Source organism: Armatimonadota bacterium (genome assembly GCA_017993055.1).
Taxonomy (GTDB): domain Bacteria; phylum Armatimonadota; class UBA5829; order DTJY01; family DTJY01; genus JAGONM01.
This window is the reverse complement of sequence record JAGONM010000011.1, coordinates 1-24,923: the sequence shown is the minus strand read 5'-3', so window position 1 is coordinate 24,923 and position 24,923 is coordinate 1. Positions and strand designations below refer to the sequence as shown.

The 24,923-nt window shown below is 62.5% G+C and carries 17 protein-coding genes and 1 tRNA gene; 2 read left to right on the top strand and 16 right to left on the bottom strand.

Annotation, left to right across the window (positions count from 1 at the left end; translation table 11 throughout):
• Positions 1–144: 144 nt before the first annotated feature.
• The 5 genes from KBC96_06240 to KBC96_06220 form a co-directional block, all read right to left on the bottom strand.
• A tRNA-Gln gene (locus KBC96_06240) sits at positions 145–220 on the bottom strand.
• Positions 221–490: 270 nt separating this feature from the next.
• Positions 491–2,203, bottom strand: a complete 1,713-nt coding sequence (locus tag KBC96_06235) for a glutamine--tRNA ligase/YqeY domain fusion protein (GenBank protein ID MBP6963987.1) — start codon at positions 2,201–2,203, stop codon at positions 491–493.
• A gap of 83 nt (positions 2,204–2,286) precedes the next feature.
• Positions 2,287–3,132 carry a phosphatidate cytidylyltransferase gene (locus tag KBC96_06230; protein ID MBP6963986.1) on the bottom strand — a complete coding sequence of 282 codons (846 nt, stop codon included), beginning with the start codon at positions 3,130–3,132 and terminating at the stop codon, positions 2,287–2,289.
• A 37-nt stretch (positions 3,133–3,169) separates the two neighbouring features.
• The gene (gene serS / locus KBC96_06225) at positions 3,170–4,447 is read right to left on the bottom strand and encodes a serine--tRNA ligase (GenBank protein MBP6963985.1); all 1,278 of its coding nucleotides are present in this window, start codon (positions 4,445–4,447) and stop codon (positions 3,170–3,172) included.
• A gap of 60 nt (positions 4,448–4,507) precedes the next feature.
• Positions 4,508–5,854, bottom strand: a complete 1,347-nt coding sequence (locus KBC96_06220; GenBank protein MBP6963984.1) for a phosphomannomutase/phosphoglucomutase — start codon at positions 5,852–5,854, stop codon at positions 4,508–4,510.
• A gap of 110 nt (positions 5,855–5,964) precedes the next feature.
• On the opposite strand from KBC96_06220, the gene KBC96_06215 reads away from it, so the two are divergent.
• On the top strand, positions 5,965–8,196 hold the full coding sequence (locus KBC96_06215; protein ID MBP6963983.1) for a DUF4838 domain-containing protein: 2,232 nt from the start codon (positions 5,965–5,967) through the stop codon (positions 8,194–8,196).
• Between the two features lie 15 nt (positions 8,197–8,211).
• A complete protein-coding gene (gene lepA, locus KBC96_06210; protein MBP6963982.1) occupies positions 8,212–10,020 on the top strand; it encodes a translation elongation factor 4 in 1,809 nt (602 codons plus the stop codon).
• A 167-nt stretch (positions 10,021–10,187) separates the two neighbouring features.
• On the opposite strand, the gene KBC96_06205 is transcribed toward lepA, so the two are convergent.
• The 11 genes from KBC96_06205 to rhaT form a co-directional block, all read right to left on the bottom strand.
• Positions 10,188–11,546 (bottom strand): sulfatase-like hydrolase/transferase, encoded by a 1,359-nt coding sequence (locus KBC96_06205; protein ID MBP6963981.1) that lies wholly within the window; start codon positions 11,544–11,546, stop codon positions 10,188–10,190.
• 54 nt (positions 11,547–11,600) lie between these two features.
• On the bottom strand, positions 11,601–12,956 hold the full coding sequence (locus KBC96_06200; GenBank protein ID MBP6963980.1) for a sulfatase-like hydrolase/transferase: 1,356 nt from the start codon (positions 12,954–12,956) through the stop codon (positions 11,601–11,603).
• Between the two features lie 50 nt (positions 12,957–13,006).
• A complete protein-coding gene (locus KBC96_06195; protein MBP6963979.1) occupies positions 13,007–13,978 on the bottom strand; it encodes an ABC transporter permease in 972 nt (323 codons plus the stop codon).
• Positions 13,979–14,006: 28 nt separating this feature from the next.
• Entirely contained in the window at positions 14,007–14,960 is a 954-nt protein-coding gene (locus KBC96_06190; protein ID MBP6963978.1) for a sugar ABC transporter substrate-binding protein, read from the bottom strand.
• 18 nt (positions 14,961–14,978) lie between these two features.
• A complete protein-coding gene (locus tag KBC96_06185) occupies positions 14,979–16,976 on the bottom strand; it encodes a right-handed parallel beta-helix repeat-containing protein (protein MBP6963977.1) in 1,998 nt (665 codons plus the stop codon).
• 30 nt (positions 16,977–17,006) lie between these two features.
• Complete coding sequence (locus KBC96_06180) at positions 17,007–18,413, bottom strand: hypothetical protein (GenBank protein MBP6963976.1); 1,407 nt, start codon at positions 18,411–18,413, stop codon at positions 17,007–17,009.
• Between the two features lie 73 nt (positions 18,414–18,486).
• Entirely contained in the window at positions 18,487–20,184 is a 1,698-nt protein-coding gene (locus KBC96_06175; protein MBP6963975.1) for a hypothetical protein, read from the bottom strand.
• Positions 20,185–20,283: 99 nt separating this feature from the next.
• Complete coding sequence (locus KBC96_06170; GenBank protein ID MBP6963974.1) at positions 20,284–21,435, bottom strand: hypothetical protein; 1,152 nt, start codon at positions 21,433–21,435, stop codon at positions 20,284–20,286.
• A gap of 6 nt (positions 21,436–21,441) precedes the next feature.
• Positions 21,442–22,860: a hypothetical protein gene (locus tag KBC96_06165; GenBank protein ID MBP6963973.1), complete on the bottom strand. Its 1,419-nt coding sequence runs from the start codon at positions 22,858–22,860 to the stop codon at positions 21,442–21,444.
• A 1-nt stretch (position 22,861) separates the two neighbouring features.
• Entirely contained in the window at positions 22,862–23,797 is a 936-nt protein-coding gene (locus tag KBC96_06160; protein MBP6963972.1) for a class II fructose-bisphosphate aldolase, read from the bottom strand.
• 29 nt (positions 23,798–23,826) lie between these two features.
• Positions 23,827–24,882 (bottom strand): L-rhamnose/proton symporter RhaT, encoded by a 1,056-nt coding sequence (rhaT, locus tag KBC96_06155; protein MBP6963971.1) that lies wholly within the window; start codon positions 24,880–24,882, stop codon positions 23,827–23,829.
• Positions 24,883–24,923 lie beyond the last annotated feature (41 nt).

The following is a 24,923-nucleotide window of genomic DNA, read 5'->3' as shown; positions in this document are numbered from 1 at the left end:
CGATCCGACCCCCATGCCGCGATCAAAGACAAGGATGGAGACCTGGTCAGTCACTCGCTACCCACCCCTTATTCAGGGCCAGAGCCTTGTCCGATGCTGTCTCCAAATCGGTCTCATCGGGAACGGTCGAAGTGATGGAGGAAGTGGCTGCCGACCCAGGGTTCGAACCTGGAACCTCATGATCCAGAGTCACGCGCTCTGCCAATTGAGCTAGTCGGCAGCATCAAAGATATTGTAGCGTGTGCGGCGCGGGTTGTCAATGCCCGGCTGGCACTGATTATCCCCGTCGGCGGGAGAGCGCCCAAGACTCGAGGCTGTTTGCGCAGGCCCGAACCTCAATGAGGGCCTGCAAACCGGCCTTCCCCGAAATGCATCTTTGCGGAAGCACATTTCACGCTCCGCATTCGCGCCATCACGCCAAACCTTATATGGCGCAAAGCATTCCTGGTTCAAAGCGAAGGTTCGGCTCCGGCGTATCGACGACGACCGCTCAAGGCTTCCGCTCGATCATCGCCCTCTGCAGGTTCGCCCAGGTATCGCGGAGGGTGACTGTGCGGTTGAAGACCGGCTTCTCCGGAGCGGAGTCCCTGTCCACGCAGAAATATCCCTGGCGCTCGAACTGATAGGTCGTGCCGGGCGCCGAGCCGACGACGCTCGGCTCTACGCGGCAGGTGGACACGAGCAGAGAGTCCGGGTTCAGGTTGGAGAACCAGTCCTTGCCCTCTTCGACCTCGTCGGGATCGGGCTTCACGAACAGATGGTCGTAGAGCCGCGCCTCCGCAGCGACCGACTGATCCGCGGCGACCCAGTGAAGCGTGGCTTTCACCTTCCGGCCGTCCGGGGCGTCCCCGCCGCGCGTCGCGGGATCGTAGGTGCAGTGCAGCTCCACCACCCGACCGCTCGCATCCTTGACCACATCCGTGCACGTAATGAAGTAGGCGTTCCGGAGGCGGACCTCCCGGCCTGGCGCGAGGCGGAAGTACTTCGGCGGCGGCTCCTCGCGGAAGTCGTCCTGCTCGATGTACAACTCGCGGGCGAACGGGACCTTGCGGGTGCCGGCGCCGGAATCCTCCGGATTGTTGACGACGTCGAGTTCCTCGACCTGCCCTTCGGGGTAGTTCGTCAGGACGACCTTGAGCGGGTTCATGACCGCCATCCGACGCTCGGCGCGCCTGTTGAGATCCACGCGCACGCAGTCCTCCAGAACGGCGACGTCCACAACGCTGTCCACCTTCGCGACGCCGATGCGGTTGCAGAAGTCCTTGATCGCCTCGGGAGTGTACCCGCGGCGCCTGAGGCCCGCGAGGGTCGGAAGGCGAGGGTCGTCGTAACCGTCGAGATACCCGCCCTCGACCAGTTCGATGAACCGCCGCTTGCTCATCACGGTGTAGGTCATGTTCAGGCGCGCGAACTCGATCTGGCGCGGGTGGTAGATGCCCAACTCATCCAGGAACCAGTCGTATAAGGGACGGTGAATCTCGTACTCGAGCGAGCAGAGCGAGTGCGTGATGCCCTCGATCGAGTCCTGAAGGGGATGCGCAAAGTCGTACATCGGGTAGATGCACCACTTGTCTCCTTGGCGGTGGTGCTCCACGTGCCTGATGCGGTACATGACGGGGTCCCGCATGAGGATGTTCGGTGAGGCCATGTCTATCTTCGCGCGGAGAGTACGCGTGCCATCCGGGAACTCACCCGCCTTCATACGCCGGAACAGGTCGAGATTCTCCTCTACGCTGCGGTTGCGATACGGGCTCTCCCTGCCGGGCTGGGTGAGCGTGCCGCGCGAATCGTTGACCTCGTCCTGGGACAGATCGCAGACGTATGCCTTGCCCTTGCGTATGAGATCGAGCGCCCATTCGTAGGTCTGCTCGAAGTAATCCGAACCGAAGAAGAGCCGATCCTGCCAATCGGCGCCGACCCAGCGCACATCCTCGATGATAGCGTCAACGAACTCCTGCTCCTCTTTCGTCGGATTCGTGTCGTCGAAGCGCAGGTTGAAGAGGCCGCCGAAGTCCTGAGCTATGCCGTAGTCAATCCAGAGGGCTTTGGCGTGGCCGATGTGCAGGTATGCGTTCGGCTCCGGCGGGAAGCGCGTATGAACGCGGTCGAACCGCCCGCTCGCGAGATCCTCTTTGACGAAATCGCGGATGAAGTCGGAAGATTCCGGGGCGGTGTCGGCGCAGGCGTCTATTGAATCGCTCATGCTCGGATAACCTCTTTCAGCTTCGGGTGGTTTCATTGTGCCACACGAGGCCGGGCGAGGTCAAGCATCGCTCCACAGCAGGCTCACGAGAGGACGAAGACGGCGACGTAGTAGTAGAAGAGAGGCGCGGCGAAAAGCAGGCTGTCGAACCGATCGAGGATGCCGCCGTGCCCGGGGAGCACCGTGCCGAAGTCCTTGATGCCGAGGTCGCGCTTCATAGACGACTCGGCGAGGTCGCCGACGACCGCCACAAGCGAGACACCCGCACCGATGAGCACGGTCCGCCACCAGGGCCAGCCGACCACCCCGCCCATCAGCGCGCTCATCAGGATCGAGAAGAACATGCCCGCCGCGAAGCCCTCCCAGCTCTTGCCGGGACTCAGCACCGGCGCGAGCTTGTGCCGCCCGAACTTCCTGCCGACGAAGTAGCCCCCCGTATCGGAAGCCCAGGCCGTGAAGACTACGTAGAGCACCAGCCATGCCCCGAGAGGAAGATCGCGCTGAACCCAGCCCATCGTGCTCACATGCACCTGCCCGTCAAGGCTTCGGAGGGCGATGAGGTAGCTGAACAACCAGCCGACGTAGACCGCCCCAAGGAAGGTCGCACCGAGATTCTTGATCGGGGCGCGGTCGCGGCGTATGAGCTCGACGGAGAGGCTCGTTATCACGAGCATGGTGAGGACCGCCGGCAGCTCGAAATCGAGCGACTTCAGACCCTGACGCGCGGCAAACAGGAAGAGGAAGGCGCAGACGAGGCCAAGCCATATCTGCGGGCGCGCGCCGGTCCGCCTGATGCCCTCGTAGAACTCCAGCAGGCCGATGATCGAGATAGCTCCGACGCCAAGGATGAACGGAAGTCCGCGTTCCGTAAAGACGAGTAGAACCAGAAGGGGTATGCCGACTATGCCACTGACGATTCTCAGGATCATTCAGCCAACCTTGTCCTCCGCGCGAAGGAGCCGAGGGTCACGGGACGATGACTTCGAGGTCGCCCATGTACGGCCGAAGAGCCTCGGGGACGACGACCGAGCCGTCCTCCTGCTGGTAGTTCTCCATGACCGCGATGACCGTCCTCGGCAGGGCGACTCCCGATCCATTGAGCGTGTGGACGAACTCGGGCTTGGCGCCGGCTTCGGGGCGGAACCGCGCGTTCATACGCCGAGCCTGGAAGTCGGTGCAGTTGCTGCAGGACGACACCTCGAGCCACTGCTCGACGCCCGGGGCCCATGCCTCGAGATCGTAGGTCTTCGCCGCGCTGAATCCCATGTCGCCGGTGCAGAGGAGCTTGACGCGGTACGGGAGCCCGAGCGCCTGCAGGACGTCCTCGGCGTTGCTCGTCAACTTCTCGTGCTCGTCCCACGAAGTCTCCGGGCGGCAGATCTTGACCATCTCGACCTTGTCGAACTGATGTACTCGGAGCAGGCCGCGAGTATCCTTCCCGGCTGCGCCGGCTTCACGGCGGAAACACGGGCTGTAGGCGGTCATATACATAGGAAGCGCGTCGGCGTCGAGGATCTCGCCCTGGAAGATATTGGTAATCGTGACCTCGGAGGTCGGGATCAGGAAAAGGTCGTCCTCAGGCATGCGGTACATGTCGAACTCGAACTTGGGGAGCTGGCCGGTACCGGTCATCGTCGGCCGGTTCGCGACAAACGGCGTGAAGACCTCGCGATAGCCGTGCTTGGCGACGTGCAGGTCGAGCATGAAGTTGATCAGCGCGCGCTCGAGCCTTGCGCCCCAGCCGGTGTAGAGGATGAACCCGCTTCCCGCAAGCCTCGCGCCGCGCTCGAAGTCGACCATGCCAAGCCTGCCGGCGAGATCCCAGTGCGGGACCGGTGCGAAGTCGAACTTCCGAGGCTCGCCCCAGTTGCGGATGATCGGGTTGTCGGCGTCGTCACGACCGATCGGCACGCTGTCGTGCGGCGGGTTCGGGATCACCATCGCGACGGCTTCGACCCGCTCGTCCAGTTCCCTGACCTGCCCGTCGAGTCCCTTGATGCGGTCGGAGACTTCGCGCATGCGGGCGATCTCGGCGGAGGCATCGCGGCTCTCGCGCTTCATCTTGCTGATCTCTTCAGACACCGTGTTCCGGAGCGCCTTGAGCGCCTCCGCCTCGGCGAGGAACTTGCGCCGGTCCTCGTCAGCCGCAAGGAAATCGTCCAGGACGGCCTCGTCGCTGTTCCTGTTCTTGAGGCTCTGCCTTACCAGGTCGGGATTCGCTCGGATGGTTTTCGGGTCGAGCATGGCTTTGTTCCCTGTGCAAACGCCCCATGGATCCGATGGGACCAATAGGACGGATGGGGCTCAGCTGCGGATTATGTGCAGCAGCTCCTCTGTTCGAGCTTCGAGCGCCTCGGCGGTTTTCGCCTCGACGTTCAGGCGCAGAAGCGGCTCGGTCTGGCTCGGGCGGACGTTGAACCACCAGTCGTCGAACTCGACCGTCAGTCCGTCCAGTTCGAACTGGTGGCCGGCCTTGTAGATTTCCTTGATCTCCGCGAGCTTCGCGTTCACATCCTTCACAGTCGAGTTGATCTCGGGACTGTGGTGATATCGCAACATCGGCGCGACGAGTTCGGACAGCGGCTGCTTCTCAGCGACGAGAAGCTGGATGATCTTGAGCATCGCCAGGTCGCCGTTGTCAGTGATGTAGAAGTTCGAGAAATAGTAGTGGCTCGACAGCTCGCCGCCGAAGTACGCGCCGATCTCGCGCATGTACCGCTTGATGAGACCGTGGCCGACCTTGTATATGACCGGCTCGCCCCCGGCGGCCTTGATCTCTTCCTTGACCGCCCAACTGCTCCGAAGGTCGTAGATGATCTTCGCGCCGGGCTTCTCCTTGAGCATCTCCTTCGCGATGAGAGCGGTTATCATGTCGCCGGGGACGGTGTTGCCCTTTTCGTCCACGAAACCGACACGGTCGCCGTCGCCGTCGTACGCGACACCGAGGTGCGCCCCCTCCGCGATGACTCTCGCCTTGAGCGCGTCGAGGGTCTCATCCTTGATCGGGTTCGCCTCGTGGTTCGGGAACGTGCCGTCAACCTCCCAGTACAGAGGGAAGACGGTGCAGTTCGCCTTTGCGAGCAGGTGCGGGAGGATCATTCCGCCCATGCCGTTCGCGGCGTCAATGACGATCTTCAGGTCTCCGAAGTCCTTGACACCGCTGGTCTTCAGCGCCGCGTCTATGTAGCCCTCGAGCGGCGATACCTCGCCCCGGAACTCGCCCTTCTTCCCGGAGGCCTCAAACACGCCCGCGTTCGAGACGCCGTAAAGTTCCTCGTTGCTCACGAACGCGATGCTGGGTATGGCCTCGGGGCCGGTCATCTTGAAGCCGTTATAGCCCTCCGGATTGTGGGAAGCGGTGATCATGATACCCGCGTCGCCCTCGAGGGCGTTGACCGCGTAGTAGAACATCGGGGTGCTCGTCACGCCGATGTGGACGACGCCGCAGCCCTGCTCGATCAGGCCGCGCGTGACTGCGTCCACAATGCTCGGGCCGCTGGTGCGCATGTCGCGCCCGACGACAACGAGTTTGGGCTTGACCTTCTGGGCGTATGCCCGCGCGATCCGGTACGCGATGTCCTCGTCGAACTGATCGGGGTACGTCCCGCGGATGTCGTATGCCTTGAAGATGGTCGGGTCTATCTGCTTCACGGTCTAAGCCTCCTTGACAGCGCCGCACAAACACCCGCATTATAGTGATGCGCGCGCCGGGGTGTCAAGACGAGGCGCGCGGTACTGAGGATGTCAGGAGGCCTGATTCGATGATGCGCGTTCTACTAGCTGTCGCTCTGGTGCTGTGCATACCCCACTTGCCCGCGGATGCCGCAGTCGTTCTCGTGTCCGACGCAAAGCCGGCAGCTGTGATCTGCATCGCCCCCGAGTCGCCGGAACAGGTTCGGACGGCGGCCGAAGAGATAGCCGCCTACGTGGAGAAGATGTCCGGCGCGAGGCTGGAAATACGCTTGACGGACTCCTCGCCACGGGATCAGGCCGCGATCCTGGTCGGAGAGCTTGCGGTTAAGTCCGGCCTCAAGCCCGGAGGGCCTACCCCGTCGAGAGAAGCCTACGCGATACGCACCATCGGCAGACGAGTCCTCATAGGCGGGGAATCGCCGATCGCAACGCTTTTCGCCGCCTACCACTTTCTGGAAACACTCGGATGCCGATGGTTCATGGAAGGCGACCTCGGGGAGGTGGTCCCGAGCGCGTCAACGGTCAAGACAGGCAATCGGAACATCAGGGAGCAGCCGGACTTCGACAACCGCAGGATGTGGGGCTCCGAATGGACCCGCGAGTCCAGATGGAAGATCGCAAACCGTTGCGGCGGGCTGGAGTTCGCGGTAGGTCATGCATGGGCCGGACTCGTCCCCGAAGAGTCGTACTTCGCCGAGCATCCGGAGTATTACTCGCTCATAGACGGGGAGCGACGTCCTCGCCAACTGTGCACGTCGAACCCCGCGGTGGCTGAGATCGCCGCGAACACCGTCCTCGAAAGGTTCAGGGGCACGGCATCTCGGGCGGGCGCATCGCTCAGCCCAAACGACGGAGGCGGGTTCTGCACCTGCGAGGAATGCCGGAAGCTGGACGTGCCGGACTACATCGAGCCTTCGAGCGGGGCGGTGTGCCTCTCGGACCGGGTGCAGGTGTTCTACAACGATGTGGCGCGGATGGTGGCAAAGGAGTTTCCCGACCGGATACTGAGCTTCTACGCCTACGCCAACTACACGCTCCCTCCGAAACGGGAGCGGAAGCTCGAGCCGAACCTGATGGTCTGGGTCGCCCCGATACGGCACTGCCGCATTCACGGCATCGGCTCGCCGATCTGCGAATCGCGCGCGAGGCTGGGCAAGCTGATCGAGGAGTGGAGCGAGATCGCGCCCCGGATCGGCTACAGAACCTACAACTTCAACCTTGCCGAGTGCATCGCGCCCTACTCGAAACTCACGTCGTTGAAGCTGGAAGTGCCGTTCCTCAAGGCGCACAAGTGCACGGGCATTGACAACGAGACCCTCTACTCGCCGGCCATCAACGGCCCGCATATCTACCTCAGCGCTCGACTTGCGTGGGACGCGGACGCGGACGTGGATGCCGTGATGCGGGACTACTACGACAAGTTCTTCGGGAAGGCTGCAGGGCCTGTCGAGAGATACTGGGAGCGGGTTGACCGGGCCTACAGCGAGACCGAGGCGCACGAAGGGGGGTTCTACTGCCTGCCGAGGATCTTCACCCCCGAGTTGCTTGCGGACTGCGACGGGGACCTCTCCGAGGCGGAGAGAGCCGCGAAAGAGGATTCGACCGCCGTCCAAGAACGAGTAAACATGTTCCGCCGCGGTTTTGAGAGCGTGCGCCTCTTCATGAGGATGAACCGCGACTTCAACGCGGCGGACTTCGCGAGAGCGGGCGAGGTCTACGACGAGCTGTTCGCGCACGCGGAATCCATGGTGGCCGACAAGATTCTGAACCGGTACGGCGTCGAATACCTGCGCCGCTTCATCGGCCCGAAGGTATCAGGGGGCAGAAAGACGTGCACGGAGGGCAACCGGATCGAGGTGAAGTTGCCGGACGAATGGCTCTTCCTGTACGATCCCGATGACGAGGGCGAGTCCGAGGGCTTCTGGAAATCCGGGGCGGACCTGGGATCGTGGCGGAGGGTGAAGACTTTCTCGGCCACCCTGGAGGAACAGGGCATCCCGGCGCCGAGCGGCATCATGTGGTACGCCGCCGATTTCGACGCGCCCGCGGACATTTCCGGGAAGGATCTGCGGCTGTGGATGTCGGATGTGCACGGGGTGTCGAGGGTCTGGGTCAACGGCACCCTCGCGGGCGAGGGCCAGAGGCCCGGATCACCGTTCGAGGTGGCGGCAGGCGGCCTCATCCGACCGGGAGAACGCAACACCATGGTGATTCGAGTGGACCACAGGCAGCTCGTCGAGCTCTCGGTAGCGGGCATCGTCGGGCCGGGGGTGATCTACTCGTCCGCAGGCGGCGGCTAGACGCTTCGAGGGACTATGACGAAAGACATTCAGCACAAAATTCGGAACTTCTGCATCATCGCTCACATAGACCACGGCAAGTCAACACTCGCAGACAGAATACTCGAGGTCACCGGCGCAATCGAACAGCGTGACATGCAGGAGCAAGTGCTCGACAGCATGGATCTCGAGCGGGAGCGCGGTATTACGATCAAGATGGCTTCGGTGCGGCTCGACTACACCGCGCGCGACGGCAACGAGTACGTTCTGAACCTGATTGACACACCCGGCCACGTGGACTTCTCCTACGAGGTCTCCCGTAGTCTCGCCGCGTGCGAGGGAGCGCTGCTCGTCGTGGATGCAGTACAGGGAGTTGAGGCCCAGACGCTCGCGAACGTCAACCTGGCGACGGCCGGAAACCTGGCGATCATCCCGGTGATCAACAAGATCGACCTGCCGATGGCAGACACCGAGCGGGTCGTCGAGGAGATCGAGGAGGTCCTCGGGATCGAGGCGCATGATGCGATCCATGCGAGCGCGCGGGCCGGGACCGGCGTGAACGAAGTGCTGGAGGCGGTGGTGAGCCGCATCCCCGCGCCTTCCGGCGACTCCAACGCGCCACTCCGAGCGTTGATCTACGACTCGCACTACGACCAGTACCAGGGAGTAGTAGCCTACATCCGAGTCATGGACGGCGAGATCAGGCCCGGCGGACGGATCAAGATGATGTCAAACGGCAAGGTATTCGAGGTATCGGGCGTCGGCGTGTTCAAGCCGGGCATGACGTCGGTGAAGGCGCTGCGCGCGGGCGAGGTCGGTTACGTTATGGCGGCGATCAAGGAAGTCGCCGACAGCCGCGTTGGCGATACGATCACATCCGCCGAGAACCCGGCTACCGAGCCGCTACCGGGCTACAAGTACCCGAAGCCGATGGTCTACTGCGGGCTCTACCCGATAGACAGCAACGAGTACCCCGACCTCCGCGATGCACTCGCCAAGATGCAGTTGAACGACTCCGCGCTCGTCTACGAGCCCGAGTCATCGGCGGCCCTCGGATTCGGTTTTCGCTGCGGGTTCCTCGGCCTGCTGCACATGGAAATACTCCAGGAGCGGCTCGAACGCGAGGCCGGCATCCCGTTGATCGCGACGGCGCCGAGTGTAGTGTACCGCGTGACGAAGACCGACGGCAGCGTGATCGAGGTAGACAACCCGTCGAACCTGCCGAACGCGAACCTGATCGAGACGATCGAGGAACCGTATGTCGACGCGACGGTCATCGTCCCGGCGGAATACCTCGGCAGCGTGATGGAACTCGCTCAGGACAGGCGGGGAACCTTCGTCCACATGGAATACGCAGGAACCAGCCGCGTGTTCGTCCACTACAAGCTCCCGATGTCCGAGATCCTGATGGACTTCTTCGACCAGCTCAAGAGCCGGACGAAGGGCTACGCATCATTTGACTACGAGTTCTGCGGCTATCAGGAATCGAGGCTTGTCAAACTCGACATTCTACTTAACGGCTCATCGGTGGACGCGCTGTCGTTCATCACGCACCGAGAACGGGCATATCCGCGCGGGAAGCTGCTCGTGGAGCGGCTGAAGAGCATCCTTCCGAGGCAGCAGTACGAGGTGCGCATCCAGGCGGCGATCGGGAACAAGGTGATCGCGGCGGAGAGCATCAGCGCGCTTCGAAAGAACGTGACGGCCAAGTGCTACGGCGGAGACATCACCCGAAAGCGGAAGCTTCTCGAGAAGCAGAAAGAAGGCAAGAAACGGATGAAACAGATCGGCCACATCGAGGTCCCGCAGGAGGCATTCCTGAGCGTGCTGAAGATCGGTGACTAACCGCCGGTGGACGCGGATGCACGCAGATCACGGGTGTTTGGAACCGGCAGCCGCGAGTGCGCCGGTGAGTGACAGCATTTATCGCAGGCGGCGGCACGTGGCGACCGCGCCTCTCACTTCGCCGCAGGTCGAGACAGGCCTCCAACCAGCCTCTGAAGGCCGGGGGCCTACCAGTCCGTGTCGGTCCAGGGCGCGTCTGTCCTGCTCGGCCAGAGCGGCTTGACGTTCTTCGCGTTCCACTTGTCCCAGGCCGCCAGGAGTTCGCTGACCTTGTCGGCATCTTCACTCGCAAGGTCGTTCTTCTCGCCGGGATCGTTCGCCAGGTTGTGCAGCCTCATGCCGTGCTCCTCGTGCCGGGAGAGCTTCCATTCGCCCTTGCGAACCGCAGACTGCTTGTCGAAGAGCCAACACAGCGACTCATGCGGAGCGCCTGGATCATCACCCTTCAGGTACGGAAGGAGATTCACGCCGTCGAGGTTGTCGGCGACCTTGCCTCCCGATGCGGCGACCGCGGTCGGCAGGATGTCGAGCGAAATCACAGGCTTGGAGTATGTCTTGCCGGCGGGGATCTTGCCCTTCCACTGCATCATGAACGGCACGCGGATGCCGCCCTCGTGGACCTGCGTCTTGAAGCCCTTGAACGGGTCATTGCGCGACGTGTTGCCCGGAGTCGGGCCGCCGTTGTCCGACATGTAGATGATGAGCGTATCGTCTTCCAGCTGCTCCTCACGGACCTTTGCCAGGACATCGCCGACGACGTTATCCATAGCCAACTGCATCTTCGCGAACGTACGCCGCCTTTCGTCCTTGATCTCGGGGAATGCCTTGTCGTCCCTTGGAGCCGCCTGTAGCGGGCTGTGAGGCGCGTTGAACGCCAGGTAGAGGAAGAACGGCTTCTCCTTGTTCTTCTCGATGAACGACACCGCCTCCCGCCCGAACGCATAGGTGAGGTAGAGCTTCTCGTCCACGGGCTTGCCGTTCCGCTGGACCGCGTTGAACGACCCGCTCTCGGGCTGCAGGTAGTTGTGGGCGCCCCCGATGAAGCCGAAAAACTCGTCGAACCCGCGCTTGTTCGGGTGGAACGGTTCGTTGTCGCCGAGATGCCACTTGCCGATTGCGCCGGTCGCGTATCCCTCGGCCTTCATGTATTGTGCGAACGTCTTCTGGTCGAGTGGAAGCCCCCAGTTCGTCCGGTCCAGATCGCTGGGCGGATTGTGGTAGAAGCCGAACCGCTGCTGGTAGCGGCCGGTCAGGAGTCCGGCGCGCATCGGGCTGCATACCGGGCAACTCGTGTAGCCGTCCGTGAAGCGGACGCCGTTCTTGGCGATCGAGTCTATGTTCGGCGTGGGGCTGTCCTTGCATCCGTGGACGCTCACATCCGCGAAACCCTGGTCATCGGCGAGAATGACGATCACGTTCGGCTTGATGTAGTCGGCAGCGAAGAGATCCGGCAGCGGAAGAGCCGTCGCGGCGGCGCTCATCCCTGCGAACCGGATGAAGTCGCGTCTGGTGTAGGTGTTGGTCATGTGCTCACTCCTGCGAGAACAACGAGATAAATGGGCGCTATGGGCCGCGAAATTCTACTGCGCCTTGAGCTTCCTGCGGCCGTCCAGCCACTTGGGCGGGATGTTCTTCGTGTCCCAGTCTTTATAGGCGGCCTTCAGCTGTTTCAGCTTGTCAGGGTTGGCAGCCGACAGGTCTGTCGTCTCGCCGATATCATCGGCGAGGTTAAAGAGCAGTTCCTTGCCGTCGCCGTTCTGGACGAGCTTCCAGTCGCCGACACGCGCGCCGTACTTGTCGATCCAGCGCCAGAAGAGCCTGTCGTGCGGGACGCCCTTCTTCTCGCCCTTCAGGAACGGAAGGATGTTCACTCCGTCTACGTTCGCGCCGGGCTTCCCACCGGCGACCGTCACGGCCGTCGGAAGAACATCGAGCGAGATCACCGGCTTGTCGTAGGTCTTCCCTGCGGGGAGTTTGCCCTTCCACTGGACGATGAACGGGATGCGTACTCCGCCTTCGAAGGTGTCGCCCTTAAAGCCGCTGAGCGGCGCATTGGGTGCGAAACCCGCCAGTCGGTAACCGCCGTTGTCGCCCAGGAAGAAGATCAGCGTGTCCTTTTCGAGCCCGGCCTCGCGCACCTTGGCCAGCACCCTGCCGATCTGCTCGTCCATCGCCGTCAGCATCGCCGCGTACTTGCGCTTGTCGGGATTCTTGAACTGGGTGAACTCGTCCTCATATCTCTTGGCCGCCTGCAGCGGAGCGTGCACGGCGTTGAATGCCAAGTACAGGAAGAAAGGTTTCTCCTTGTGCCGATCGATGAATGAGATCGCCTCGCGCCCGAAGGCGTCGGTCAGGTACTCCTTCTCGTCAACCTCCTCGGTGCCGCGCAGGATCGGCTCGGCAGTTCCGACGCCCGGGTTCGTATACGAGTGTGCGCCGGTAAGGAACCCGAAGAACTCGTCGAACCCGCGTTTGGTCGGATTGCACTCCGGCTTGTGGCCGAGATGCCACTTCCCGACCATGCCGGTCGCGTAGCCCTGGGCCTTCATGTAGTCGGCCGTCGTCTTCTCGTCGAGCGGCAGTCCGAAGTTCGGGGCACAGACATTCGGCGGCCCGGGGTTGTCCTCATGCCCAAAGCACTGCTGATATCGACCGGTATTGAGGCCGGCCCGTGTCGGACTGCACACGGGGCAGGTGACGTACCCGTTGGTGCATCGGACACCTTTCTTGGCGATGGAATCGATGTTCGGCGTGGGGATGTCCCTGCACCCCTGGCAGCCTATCGCGCCGTAGCCGTGGTCATCGGACAAGATGACGATCACGTTCGGCTTGCGCCGATCGGCGGCGAAGAGACCGGGCACGGGCACGGACATCGCGGCTGCGCCCATCCCGGCAAGCGCGATGAACTCCCTCCTGCTCATTCTACCGTTCATCATGTCTCAGGTCCTCCACTCTCACAGTATATCACCAACCAATGCCGCCGTGTCTACATCCCCGCATCGGACCGTCGAGCCACGATTCGCGTCCGATAGTAGTCCAGGATCACCGCGAGGACTATGACCACTCCGGTGATCATCCGCTTCGTGGCCTCCTCGGTACCCATCTGTGCGAGACCGCTGCCGAGCAGGGCGATGATCACGACGCCGAAGAACGAGTTTACTACCGACCCGCGACCGCCCATCAGGCTCGTCCCGCCGATGACGACGGCCGCGATCGCCTCCAGTTCGAACCCGCTGCCGGCGTTCGGATTCGCAGACGCCATCCGCGCGGTGATGACGACCGCTGCCAGCGCGCAGAGCAGGCCGGACAGCGCATAGACCGCGACCTTGGCCTTCCCAGTGTTGATACCGGAGAGGTAGGCCGTCTGCTCGTTCGATCCTAGCGCCACGATGTGCCTTCCGAACGCACTCTTGTTGAGCAGAAGCTGTCCGAATGCCACCGCAACGACCGCCATGATGAAGAGCGAAGAGAGATTGCCGACTCCCATTGACGACATGCCGCCGATCTTGTTGCCGAGGTATATCGTGCGGGACTCAGTCAGCAGGAAGGTCGCGCCTCTCGCGGCCTCCAGCATGCCAAGCGTGACGATAAACGGCGGCAGTGACCATCGCACGATCACCAGCCCGTTGATCAGCCCGCAGAGCGACCCGACCGCCAGGCACGCAGGGATCGAGATCACCAGTGGCAGGCCGAACTTGTCGAGGCATAGACCGAGCAGCGCTCCCGACAGGCCGACTACCGACCCGACGGAGAGGTCAATCCCCCCGGTGATGAGCACCAGCGTCATGCCGACCGCGATGAGTATCGCCGCCGGAATCTGGTTCGCGATCGCGAGGAAATTGGTCGGCGTCAGGAAGTTGTCGCACTCTACACCGAAGAAGGCTATGAGCGCGATCAGCACCGCGCCCATACCGATGACATCGGTCAGCCATTTGATGTTGTGCCTGTCTTTGTTCATAGGTCCTATGCGTTCCACGGGACCGATGCTACTTCAGAGACTCCGCGCTGACCAGATCGACGGGGGTCTCCTTGTCCCGAGGCGCCGCCTTCCTGTCGATCATCTCCAGCGCGTACTCGATACCGAACACCGCGAGCTGGTCTGCATGCTGGTCTGCCGTCGCCAGAATCTTGCCTTCCTTGAGCAACTGCTGAACCGCGCTGATGTTGTCGTAACCGACGACCAGGATCTTGCCTGACTTGCCGGACTCCTCGACCGCCTTGACCGCCCCGATCGCCATGCTGTCGTTCGCACAGAGTAGCGCCTTGACCTCGGGGTTGGCGGTGATGATGTCGCGGGCGATCCGGTTGGCTCTATCAGTTTCCCAGTAGCCGCTCTGTGACGCCGCGATCTCGATCTCTGCAGCCTTCATCGCATCCTCGAAGCCGAGCTTTCGCTGCTCGCCGTTGAACGCATTCGGCGCGCCCTCCAGGATCGCGACCTTGTCGCCCGCCTTGAGGTGCTTCGCCAGCTCATCGCCGACGAGCTCTGCGCCCTTGCGGTTGTCCGGGCCCACGAACGGCGCGGTGAGTCCCGCTTCCTTGAGGGCATCCGAGTCGAACTTGTTGTCAATGTTCACGACGATGATCCCGGAGTCGGACGCCTTCTTGCAGACGGCAACCAACGCCTTGGAATCGGCAGGCGCGATGATGACGGCATCGACTCCCTGGGCGATCATCTGCTCCACTAGTTCGACCTGCTTGTTGACGTCCAGTTCGTCCTTTATGCCATTGACGATCAGATCGTACTTCGACGCGTGGGCCTTCTGGTGCGCCTGAGCCCCATCGGCCATCGTCTTGAAGAACTCGTTGGCGAGCGATTTCATCACGAGGGCTATCTTCGGCTTGCCCGAGGACTGCGGGGGAGACTGCCTGGAGCATCCCGAAGCCAGCATCACGGCCAGTGCGAACAAGATAACCAAAGCGTACCTGATTGTCCTCATGCTTCTTGTTCCTCCATCTCATTTGTTGACAAGCAGAGCCTCCGGGGAAGGCGCGAGCAGGGGCGGGATGCCGCGCAGGTCAATCGAGTGGTCTTCCCACGCCATCGCGGATGGCTTCGCAAGGCGGAGCATCCAGATCTCGCCTCTGCTCGCGGCCGGGAGCGCCACTTCGAACTGGTGCGTCTGGACGGCGTTGTCCACTTCCTGCACGACCCGACCGTCGGGGTTGATGAGCACTGCCCGGATCGCCTCACCGGTCCCTTCGCCGCAGACGCGGACACCGAACTCCCGGACGCCCGCCGGCACCCGAAAGAAGTAGTCGCCCGCAGAGTATATCAGGCGAACCGGTCGGCCCTCGCCAACGATGTTGACTGGATGCGAACTGGCGACGACCCGAACGGAGTTCCCGCCCGGATCGGCGACTACTCTGTAGACGCCGGTCTCCGGCGCTGTGAACGAAACCTCACACTCGCCCCGGAAAGGGACGGCGGGAGCATCGATCGAGACGCTGGAAGGATCGGTGATACGGACCTGTATGGCGCTGCCGGCCAGTTTGCCGACCGCATCATGCGCAAGTCTGATGCTTACGGCGTCGCCTTCTCTGGCATAGAGCACGAGGCGGCCCTCACGCCTCATCCGCGCGAAACCGAAGGCATACGCGTCCGGGTCGGCGTCGAGTATTTGCGGCTTCAGGGACAGGCCTTCGAGGCTCAGACGCGGAATCTGCTTGATGGCGGAGGCAGGAATCCACTCGATCAGCTTCTCAGGCGTGAGCTCGATAGTCTGCCGCTTGCCGCCGCGCTGGAGGTTGATGACGCCGGTCACGGCCCGCACGGGAATGCCGCCTCCCCCGTCAGCGTAACCGATCGGGTTGCGCAGTACGGGGTCGCTGAGCAGAAGGTTGTCGAACTCGACGCCGCCGATCGGCTCACTCGCATCCTGGCGGCTCTGGAAGAGTATGGGCGCAACCGTCGGTTTCTCGACGGCGGGGTTTGCGAGCGCGCATCGGGAGAAGACGACCCTGCAGCCCCCGACGGGCAAGTTCGAGATCAGAATGCCGCCGTTCACGCTGTCGGCGAACGCGCAGTCCGCGAACTCGATTCTTCCCTTCACGGCCGATGCGGGAGTGTTGCCCGTCACGATCCGCACAGCCTGTTGACCGTCGCCAAGCGACCTGCAGTTCTCGAACCGCATGGAAACCGGCGCGGAAGACGCGTCGAGATGCATGAAGTAAAACTCGTGGCCGTCACCCCGGTTGAACTCCGCGGTGCAGTTTCGCATCACGATGTTCGACAGGCGTTCGTCCGGACGGTTCGGTTCGAAGTCAATGCCGGCCTGGGGGGGCGTCCCGCCCGTGTCCCGCATGACGGTATTCTCGATGAGCAATCTGTCGGCGCTGATCACGCTGATCCCCTGCCGGTAGTTCCGATCGCAGACGACATCCCTGATGTGGACATTCGAGTTGGTGACACCGCGAGTGGCCACGCCAAGGTAGATTCCGTCGCCGCCGCCGTCCACCAGCGCAAGACCGTAAACCCTCACGTTAGAACAGCTCTTGAGGCTCAGCACGTGCCGCCATTCGGCATCTTCGTACGGTGGAGCCGCGTAGTCGGCGCGGTGCATCCGCAGGACGGCGCCATAGCCGTTAAGCGTGATGTTGCTCTCGTTGTCGGCGCGAAAGAGAGCATCGGTCGCGCCCTTGAACTCGCCCCGTTTTGCGACTACCTCAACGCCCCTGCGGAAGATGATCTCCTGGTCGCTCCTAAGGGTGATCGGCCGGACGATCCAGGGCTTGCGGACGTCGTCCACGATCACCTTTCTTGCGCCCGAGTCAATCGCCGTCTGTAAGGCCTCGGTGGAGTCCTCCGAATCGAACCCCCACCACGACGCGACGGCGATCTGCGCCTTGCCGGAAGCGACCCGTTCGATCATGAACCGGTTGACCTTCGCCTGCCCGACCGCCCGACCCGCCGCCAGGATCAGTATGAGTGCGAAAACCGCGTGTCTGCTCATCATTCGCTCAACCCTCAACCATCAACACCGAACTCAGAACGACTCCAGCACTTGCCAGATGAACATGTTGCCGAGGCCGTCCACTTCTTCCCAGATGCGCCGCGCGAGTTCCTCGTCGCCGGGCATCTCCGCCGGAAGCTCCCGGCGCTTCTCCTCCCACGGGATGCAGACACCGGCTGGCACTCTGCCCTGGGAGAGGGGACAGGACGAATGGGACCCGTGGGACTGATGGGACGCATGGCCAGCGGAGTAGACGCCGTATTCCCTGGTGAAGTCGGTCAGCGCGCGGAGGTTCTCGACGGAGGTGTCGTTCTGCATGATCGCGCTCGCGTCCATGATGTAGCCGCCGTCCCGCGCGACGCCATCAATCACTCTCTTCGCACAGTCCCGGACCTCGTTGGGCGTGCCGTATGCGAGCAGGAAGTTGGGGATCCCTCCGCTCAGACAGAACTTGTGCCCGAGCCGGTGGTGGACATCAGAGATGTCGCCTCGGTCCACATGGTACACGATGCTCGCGTCGGGAAGCTCGGCGAACGACTCCAGGTGATGCCCCCAGTCGCCTTCCGCGTAGAAGAGCGTCTGACGCCCGTTCGCCCAGAGCTCCTCGACGATCGGCTTCAGGGTCGGCCAGTAGTGCGATTCGAACTGACCCTTCGAGACGAACGGCACGCATCCGCGGTGCATCCAGAGACCTACAGGCACTTGGCCGCTGGGGTCGGAGGTGATCAGCGCCTGGTGGTACAGATGCGGCATGAGCGCTTCGCAGGCCTTGAGCACCTTGTCCGGCTGGGTCATCATATCCATGGTAAGCCCGATGTAGCCGCGCAGCTTGTCCGCCAGGATGTCGAACGGCGCCTTGAGGATGCCCGCGATCGCTCCGACCGTGCCGGACTCCTCCCGGAGGGCCTGACCCTGCGGCCCGAACGCGCTGAAGTACTGGAGCATGGCCATCGCGCCCTTGACGAGAGCTAGGTTGCTCCGGTATCTGTCCGACTCGTCCGACCTGTCTGACACGTCCGACGACACCCTGGGAAGCCACACATTGTACAGAAACGCCGTCGGATCATCTATCAGGGCGTCGTACTCGTCCGCCTTCATGAAGGCACGCTCCTCGTCCGGCTCGCGGTACTGGAAGCCGGTGTTCGGCGGGATGTCAACCCCCGGAACGGCGTAATACCTCAGGCCCAGCGCCTGGGTCAGGCCCGTCCAGACGTACACCATGTTGCCAACGACGGCATCCCAGTCGAAATCGGCGGCGCATCTGCGGGCGGCGGCGAAAGCCTTGTTGAAGTCGTGCGTGACCTCCTGGCAGGTGAATCCGGCGTACTTGGCGGTGAACTCGGCGACGAAGGGCCGGATCGGGACCTTATCCGGCTTCCCGTTACGCATCGTGGTGGTGTATCTCGCGAGTCGTTCCTGGTAGAGATCTTCGATATCCATGTTCACATCTCCGGCCGCAACCACCAGGCGGATGGATTCGTGTCAGCAGAGGCTCAGAGTCCGCCCGCGTGGACTAACCGGACGGCACGAGTTTCACCGCGTCGGCGAGGACGTTCCCGTCGGCGGCATTGCTGAACGTGATCGTACCCTTCCTGCCGGCCTCGAAGCGATAGGTGCCGAGTTTCACCCACTCGCCCTTCATCTTCCGAAGGTTCAGGAGCATCGTAAGCTTCTCGCCGCCGGACTGCACCGTCACAGGTGCGCTGGTAGCATGGTCGCCCGCTGCGTCGGAACCGAACCAGGCGTAGACCTCGTACCTTCCGGGAGCCCGTACGTCCGGCGCGAAGACCGCAACGGAGTCGCCTGTGCCCTTCCAGGCCCATCGAGCGCCGAGGTAGTAGCCGACCGGCACATCGCCGCCGTTCTTCGCGATGAGCCACTCGCCGGTGAACTTCACCCCGGGATCGGTATCGTCCACGACGATGGCACCCTTCTCCTCACGCGGGCGGTCGGGGTCCTTCTCGAAGACGTTGAAGCCCGCCTCGAGTTGCGCGTTCACCGGGTTGGTGATAGCCTGAGGCCCGCCCATCCGGTTGCCGGTGACGATGGCGGACTTCGCACTGCCCCTGAGGGCGACCTGAGGGCCGGGGCCGCGGAAGTTGCACGCGTTCACGATCAGATCGCCGCCAAACAGCTCAATCGCCGCAGTCTTGTTGTCCTTCCGATTCCAGCCGAGGAAGTTGCACGCGTTGAACGTAACCTGCCCCGTACCCGCGATTCGAGCTATCTGGTCGGAAGTGCCCCAGTAGGAGCAGTTCGAGAACTGCACGACCCCGGTGTGGGAGCCTCTGACCACGACCTCGCACGGGTTGTCACCTGCGAAACTCACGAACTCCCCGTTGGTGAAGAGAAGCCCGGGCGCCTGGGTCTGCTCGACGAGCACCGCGATGTTCGCCGCGTCAACTCCGCAGCCGAGGAAGTTGCCGTTCGTCGGGCCGTCTTTCCCCGCGATGAAACGCATACCGATCCCGTAGCCGAAGCAGAAGAAGTTGAAGACGTACTCCCAGTCGGTCCGGGCGAAGATCATCGCCTCGCCGTTCTTCCAGAGCCAGTCGCGGATGCCCGATTGCTCGTCCCACTTCCAGAACGGCCAGAAGTGGACGTTCTCGATCCGGCCGACGTCATAGCACTTATCAACAAAGATGCCGCGCCTCAATGGTTGACCGTAGAGGTTGCGGATGTAGTGCCGCCCGGACGCCTTCGAGCCGAAGTCAACGCCCTGATAGGGATTCACGAGGAGGCAGTCGATGATCGAGGAGTTGTCACCGCCCGCGCAGGCGACGCACCAGGGGTACGGTGTGATGTCGTCCGGCTTCTGGTCGGGATAGAAGACCGTGAGACCCTTCATGGTCGAGTTGGGGCCGAGGGTGATGAACGCCGGTCCGTTCTCAGATCCCGCTCCCTCCACCGCGAGCAGAGTGCTCCCCTGATTCTGAGTCCAAGCGGTCGGGATACTCCATATGCCCTCCAGCGTGACCTTCGAGGGAATGCTGAGGTGCGTCTTGATGAGATAGTTGCCGACCGGGACCGAGACCGTTCCGCCCTTCTCGGCGACGGCGGCCATCGCGTCGGTGAAAGCCTTTGTGTCGTCTGTTACGGCATCGCCCTTAGCGCCGTAATCCCTGACATCGACCTGCGAGAGTTGCGCGAATGAGGCCGAGCAGCCGAATGCCATGAGAACCGCCAGCAGAACCAGCATGTGATTGCGCAATGTCCGTTCCTCCTCAGATGGCCTGTCGGGTAGGGGCGAAGCATCGGCTACCGATCGAAGCACTTTCGTCATCAAAGACCAATGCTTCGCCCCTACAACTCAATACTCCCCAAACTCGTATGCCGCGTCGAAGAGCGCGAGGGTGCTCTCCGGCGGGATGTCGGCCTGGATGTTGTGCACGTTGTTGAAGACGTATCCGCCGCCGGGCTTGAACGCCTGGACGTTCCGTCGGACCTCCTCGCGAATGACCTCCGGCGAGGCGTGCGGAAGTATCCTCTGCGCATCTATCCCGCCGCCCCAGAAGGTCAGCCGGTCGCCGAACCGCGACTTCAGATCGGCGGGGGACATGTTCTCGGCGCTGATCTGCACCGGGTTCAGGATATCAATGCCGTTGTCGAGCAGGTCGGGGATGTACTCCACCACCGAGCCGCAGGAGTGATACCAGATCTTCGCGCTCGTGCGGGACTTGATGTACTGGACGAGCATCTTGTGACGCGGCTTCACGATCGAGCGGTAGATCCTCGGCGGGAAGAGAGGGCCGGTCTGCGCGGCCAGGTCGTCGCCGATCATGATCACGTCCACCACGTCGCCGACCTCATCGAGGAAGACGCGGAACCAGTCGAGCCAGAACTTCAGCGTGCGGTCGATGATCGCCTCGAGGATCGCCGGGTGATCGAGCATATCCATGAACAGGCTTTCGAGCCCGCGCATGTACCAGCAGATCTCGTAAACGACTCCGGAGATGCCGCTGATGACGGCATAGGGGGTATCACGCTTCAATGCGAGCGCGCGCTCCCTCAGGCCCTCGAACCGCGTGGGGTCGTCGCCCTTGGGGAATGGATACTCCTCGATCTCGCTCAGCGACATGCCCGCAAGCGGATGGTGGGAGATGTCGAAGTAATACGGGAAGTCATCCGGCATCGACCACGTGACGCCGAACTCGTCGGTGAAGTCGCTCCAGCTGCGCCCGTCACGCTCGCGCTTGACGACCTCGGCATTGAAGCTCTTCGCGCCGCCCGCGAATACGTACCGCGTGTCCACATGGAGCCGCTCCAGAACAGCCTCGGAGGGCTTCGCAAGCTGCTGGACGAGGTCCATGATCTCGATCTCCTCCCGGAGGCCGAGGTGGTCGAGCAGCTTCTGATACGCGAACTTGTGGATGCCGGTCTGGTTGCCGCCCAGGTCAATCGGCACTCGGTCCGGCTCCTGATGGTTCAGCGCCGTGATCAGGCGTTCACGCGGTGTAATCATACGGCGCTACATGTCCTGAGGGACGGCGACATCGTAGCCCAGGTAGTACTCGAGAGCCTCGACCATCGGGTCGGTCACGACACCCGGCGTCACGCTGACGTGATGCCTGTGGCCGTTCTGCGCGACGTACAGCAGTACGTCCTGAAGGTCGTCAATCTCGGCGACACCCGCGCATCCGAAGAAGTCGGCGGGGATCGGATCATCAGTGAACTCGCCGTCGCCGACGTAGAACTTGAGTTCCCCATCCTCCGTCATCATGCTCGCGAACGTGAACGACTGCGGCTTGATCCGCCCGACGTTGCAGCCGTATCCGCAGCCCTCCCCGACGGAGTTCATCAGAATGCCGTGATCGGTCACGTTGCCCTTGGCGGTCATCATGGACTGAGGGACCGGGCCGCAGTGGAAGAGGATGCACTTGTCCTCGTCGTCCTCGTAGTTGTTGTTCCAGTCGAGACACGCCGCGACGTTGCCCGACGCCTTGCTGAGCGCATACATCGAGACCGCGTTGCCGATATCAACCTCGCACGCGGCGTTGATCAGCCTGTCGTTCATCTCGCTGAGGAGCACGCACGGGGAGATTCCGAGCACCTGCTGCATCTCGACCCAGCACCGGACGGCGACGGCGTCGAGCTTGCTCTCCTCCACGATGCTGTCCAGCACGACGCCCATCTTCACTATCGTGTCAAAGGCGCCATCCGGAATCTGCGAGAAGTTGGAGTAGCCGCTCAGCCTGTTCTTCTTGTCCTTGAACGGCGCGCCGTCCGGCGACACGTCTTTCAAGCGGTTGAAGACATCCGACAGATCGAAGGTCTCCATCGTGATGCCGTGACGCTCGAGCGCAAGCTCGTCAATGCGCACGGTCTTGAATGCGCTGGTTCGCGCGCCGATTGCTCCGACCCTCATGCGCTTCAGGGCGCTCACTATGCGACAGACCCTGTCGAAGTAGTCAACGTTGTCAGCGAAGTCGGGGCTCTGAGGCGCTACCGTATGCGGCGGGAGGATGGTGTATTGCACCCCGCTCTGGTAGAAGACGTCGCAGACCGACATCTTGCCGCAGAACGAGTCGCGCCGAGTGGCAGGGGCCATCTTGTCGAGGTCGTCAGGGTAGGCCTGGACGAGTATAGGCACGCCCGCATCCCTGAGAGCGGCGACCGCGCCGGTCTCGTCGCCGAAGTTCGGCAGGGAGAGAATGACGCCGTCGTACTTCCCCTGATTCGCCTTGAGGAAGTTCGCGTAGATCTCGCCCTCCGCCGGAGTCTCGACCGCGCCGAAACGGGTAGCACCCGCGTCGAGCATGAGCGTGTCATGCCCCAAAGACTTCAGCCGCTGATCAACCTCGGCCCTCGCTGACTCCATGAGTGAACCCGGGAAGAAACCCCTGTTGCCGAAGAACAGAGCGAATCTCGACTTTCGTGAATCTGCCATGTCAGACACTTCCTTTCAGTGCATGTAGTTGCGATGCCGAACCTTCGATGCGGTAGACATCGCATATCAAGAACTTGATCTTGTCGGCGACGGCCGCCTGTGCATCGGTGAAGCGACCCGTCTCGGCAAGCGTCCTTTCATAGGGTTGGCGGATGTCCGTCCCGATATTGATCTTCGCGATGCCGCTGCGAATCGCCTTCTCGATGTACGAGTGCTGAATGCCCGAACCGCCGTGCAGAACGAGCGGAATACCCGTGACATCGTGGATTCTGCGCAGATGCTCGATGTCGAGGCGCGCGCACACCTTGTCCTGGTTCTTTGCTGCCGGACTGATCGCGCCGTGGACGGAACCGACCGAAACCGAGAGCCAGTCAACGCCGGTCTCCTCGACGAACCTCCGCGCTTCGTCTACACGGGTGAAACCCGCCCTCCGCGCGAAGAGCTCCTCGTAAGGCGGCATCGGACCGGACTCGTGGCCGAGCACCGATCCGAGTTCTGCCTCCGCGAGCGCGCCGGCGGCATGGGCCATCCCTACGACTTCCGCCGTGACAGCGATATTCTCCTCGAGCGCGAGGCGCGATCCATCAATCATGACGGAGTCGTAGCCGAGTTCCAGCGCTTCAGAGATGACCATCTTCCAGTCTACCCTCATGCCGTCTTCGTCAATCACCGGCACATGGTCGAGGTGCAGGCGCGTCACGCGGCTGTCGGCGTGACGTCCGAACTCCTCCGCGACCGCGGCCGGGCTCTTCGCCTCGAACTTCGTGAACTCGAGACGCGCGACCTCGATGAGCGCGAATGCATCGTGCTCCAAGAGTGACGCAGCGACCGGCTCGAGCATCGGCAGGTAGGGTATGTTGAACGCGGGTATGGCGATCGCGTTCCGCACGGCCGCCGACATTATCCGCGCCAGTTCATTCGTCGCTCCCTCAACCATTCCTGCCCTCCATCCATCGGTACCTGAGTCTACCTCTTCAGGGCTCCCAGGTAGTTCCCGAATCCTACCACGATGGTAGACGCGATCAGCACGATGATACCCGCGAAGACGATGTTGTGCGTCCGGCGGCTCGTTCCCTTCCATTCACGGAAGATCAGCGCCCACATGTTGCTGAAGACGATGATGAACGCCATGTGGATCGTCCAACTCGAGAAGTCGTACTTCCCCATGCGCGTCGTGCCCATGCCATAGAACATGAACTGGCAGTACCACGTGATCCCCGCCAGGGCCGAAAAGATGTAGTTCGATGCGAGCGATGCGCCGTCGCCCCTGACGTAGTTGACCGCCGTGCGATTGCGGCAGTTGAGGATCGCGCACCAGACGAAGTTGGTCATGAACCCACCGGCAAAGACCACGATGAATACGGGAGAGTTCTTCCAGATGTCGGCCGTTCCATGCGTCACTGCGAGTTCGGCAATCGGCTTGCCCGCCTGGAGAGCAAAGGCCATGCAGGCACTCATAACGCCCGCGAAGATGGCGATCCAGACCCCTTTCCTGAAGCTGAACTCACTGATCGCCGCCTGTTTCTGATCGGCGGTGAGTTCGCTCTCCTTCCTGACGCCGGCCTTACCGCAGATCGTGATGCCAGCCAGGCAGACCAGCACCCCGAGGAGTATCGTCTGCCCGGAGAGCCTGGATGCCAGGTCGCCAAACTCCCCGTTGAATATCGGCGGGATGATCGTCCCGAAGGCCGCGCAGAACCCCAGGGCGAGCGCGTACCCGAGCGACATTCCGAGGTAGCGCATCGAGAGCCCGAAGGTCAGGCCGCCGATCCCCCAGAGCACGCCGAACGTGAATGCCCAGAAGAGGCTGTTAGCGGGGGCATCGGAGAGGACGCTCATGACGTCCGGACAGACTATGAGCGATACGACCCAGGGCGCGACGATCCAGGCGAAGAAGCCGCCGACGAGCCAGTAGCTCTCCCACGCCCACTTCCGCACCTTCTTGAACGGGATGTAGAAGCTTCCCGCGGCGAAGCCGCCGATAGCGTGAAGAAACACGCCGACAAAAGGATTAGCCGGCACTGCGGGTTACCTCCCTTGCCTTAGCTACCGCATTCTACCAC

What these genes read in the sequence shown, in the direction of transcription:
- KBC96_06235 (MBP6963987.1), bottom strand. Translation starts at nt 2,203, where the DNA reads ATGAGCGATTCAATAGACGCCTGCGCCGACACCGCCCCGGAATCTTCC.
- KBC96_06230 (MBP6963986.1), bottom strand. Translation starts at nt 3,132, where the DNA reads ATGATCCTGAGAATCGTCAGTGGCATAGTCGGCATACCCCTTCTGGTT.
- serS (MBP6963985.1), bottom strand. Translation starts at nt 4,447, where the DNA reads ATGCTCGACCCGAAAACCATCCGAGCGAATCCCGACCTGGTAAGGCAG.
- KBC96_06215 (MBP6963983.1), top strand. Translation starts at nt 5,965, where the DNA reads ATGATGCGCGTTCTACTAGCTGTCGCTCTGGTGCTGTGCATACCCCAC.
- lepA (MBP6963982.1), top strand. Translation starts at nt 8,212, where the DNA reads ATGACGAAAGACATTCAGCACAAAATTCGGAACTTCTGCATCATCGCT.
- KBC96_06205 (MBP6963981.1), bottom strand. Translation starts at nt 11,546, where the DNA reads ATGACCAACACCTACACCAGACGCGACTTCATCCGGTTCGCAGGGATG.
- KBC96_06200 (MBP6963980.1), bottom strand. Translation starts at nt 12,956, where the DNA reads ATGATGAACGGTAGAATGAGCAGGAGGGAGTTCATCGCGCTTGCCGGG.
- KBC96_06195 (MBP6963979.1), bottom strand. Translation starts at nt 13,978, where the DNA reads ATGAACAAAGACAGGCACAACATCAAATGGCTGACCGATGTCATCGGT.
- KBC96_06190 (MBP6963978.1), bottom strand. Translation starts at nt 14,960, where the DNA reads ATGAGGACAATCAGGTACGCTTTGGTTATCTTGTTCGCACTGGCCGTG.
- KBC96_06185 (MBP6963977.1), bottom strand. Translation starts at nt 16,976, where the DNA reads ATGATGAGCAGACACGCGGTTTTCGCACTCATACTGATCCTGGCGGCG.
- KBC96_06180 (MBP6963976.1), bottom strand. Translation starts at nt 18,413, where the DNA reads ATGGATATCGAAGATCTCTACCAGGAACGACTCGCGAGATACACCACC.
- KBC96_06170 (MBP6963974.1), bottom strand. Translation starts at nt 21,435, where the DNA reads ATGATTACACCGCGTGAACGCCTGATCACGGCGCTGAACCATCAGGAG.
- KBC96_06165 (MBP6963973.1), bottom strand. Translation starts at nt 22,860, where the DNA reads ATGGCAGATTCACGAAAGTCGAGATTCGCTCTGTTCTTCGGCAACAGG.
- KBC96_06160 (MBP6963972.1), bottom strand. Translation starts at nt 23,797, where the DNA reads ATGGTTGAGGGAGCGACGAATGAACTGGCGCGGATAATGTCGGCGGCC.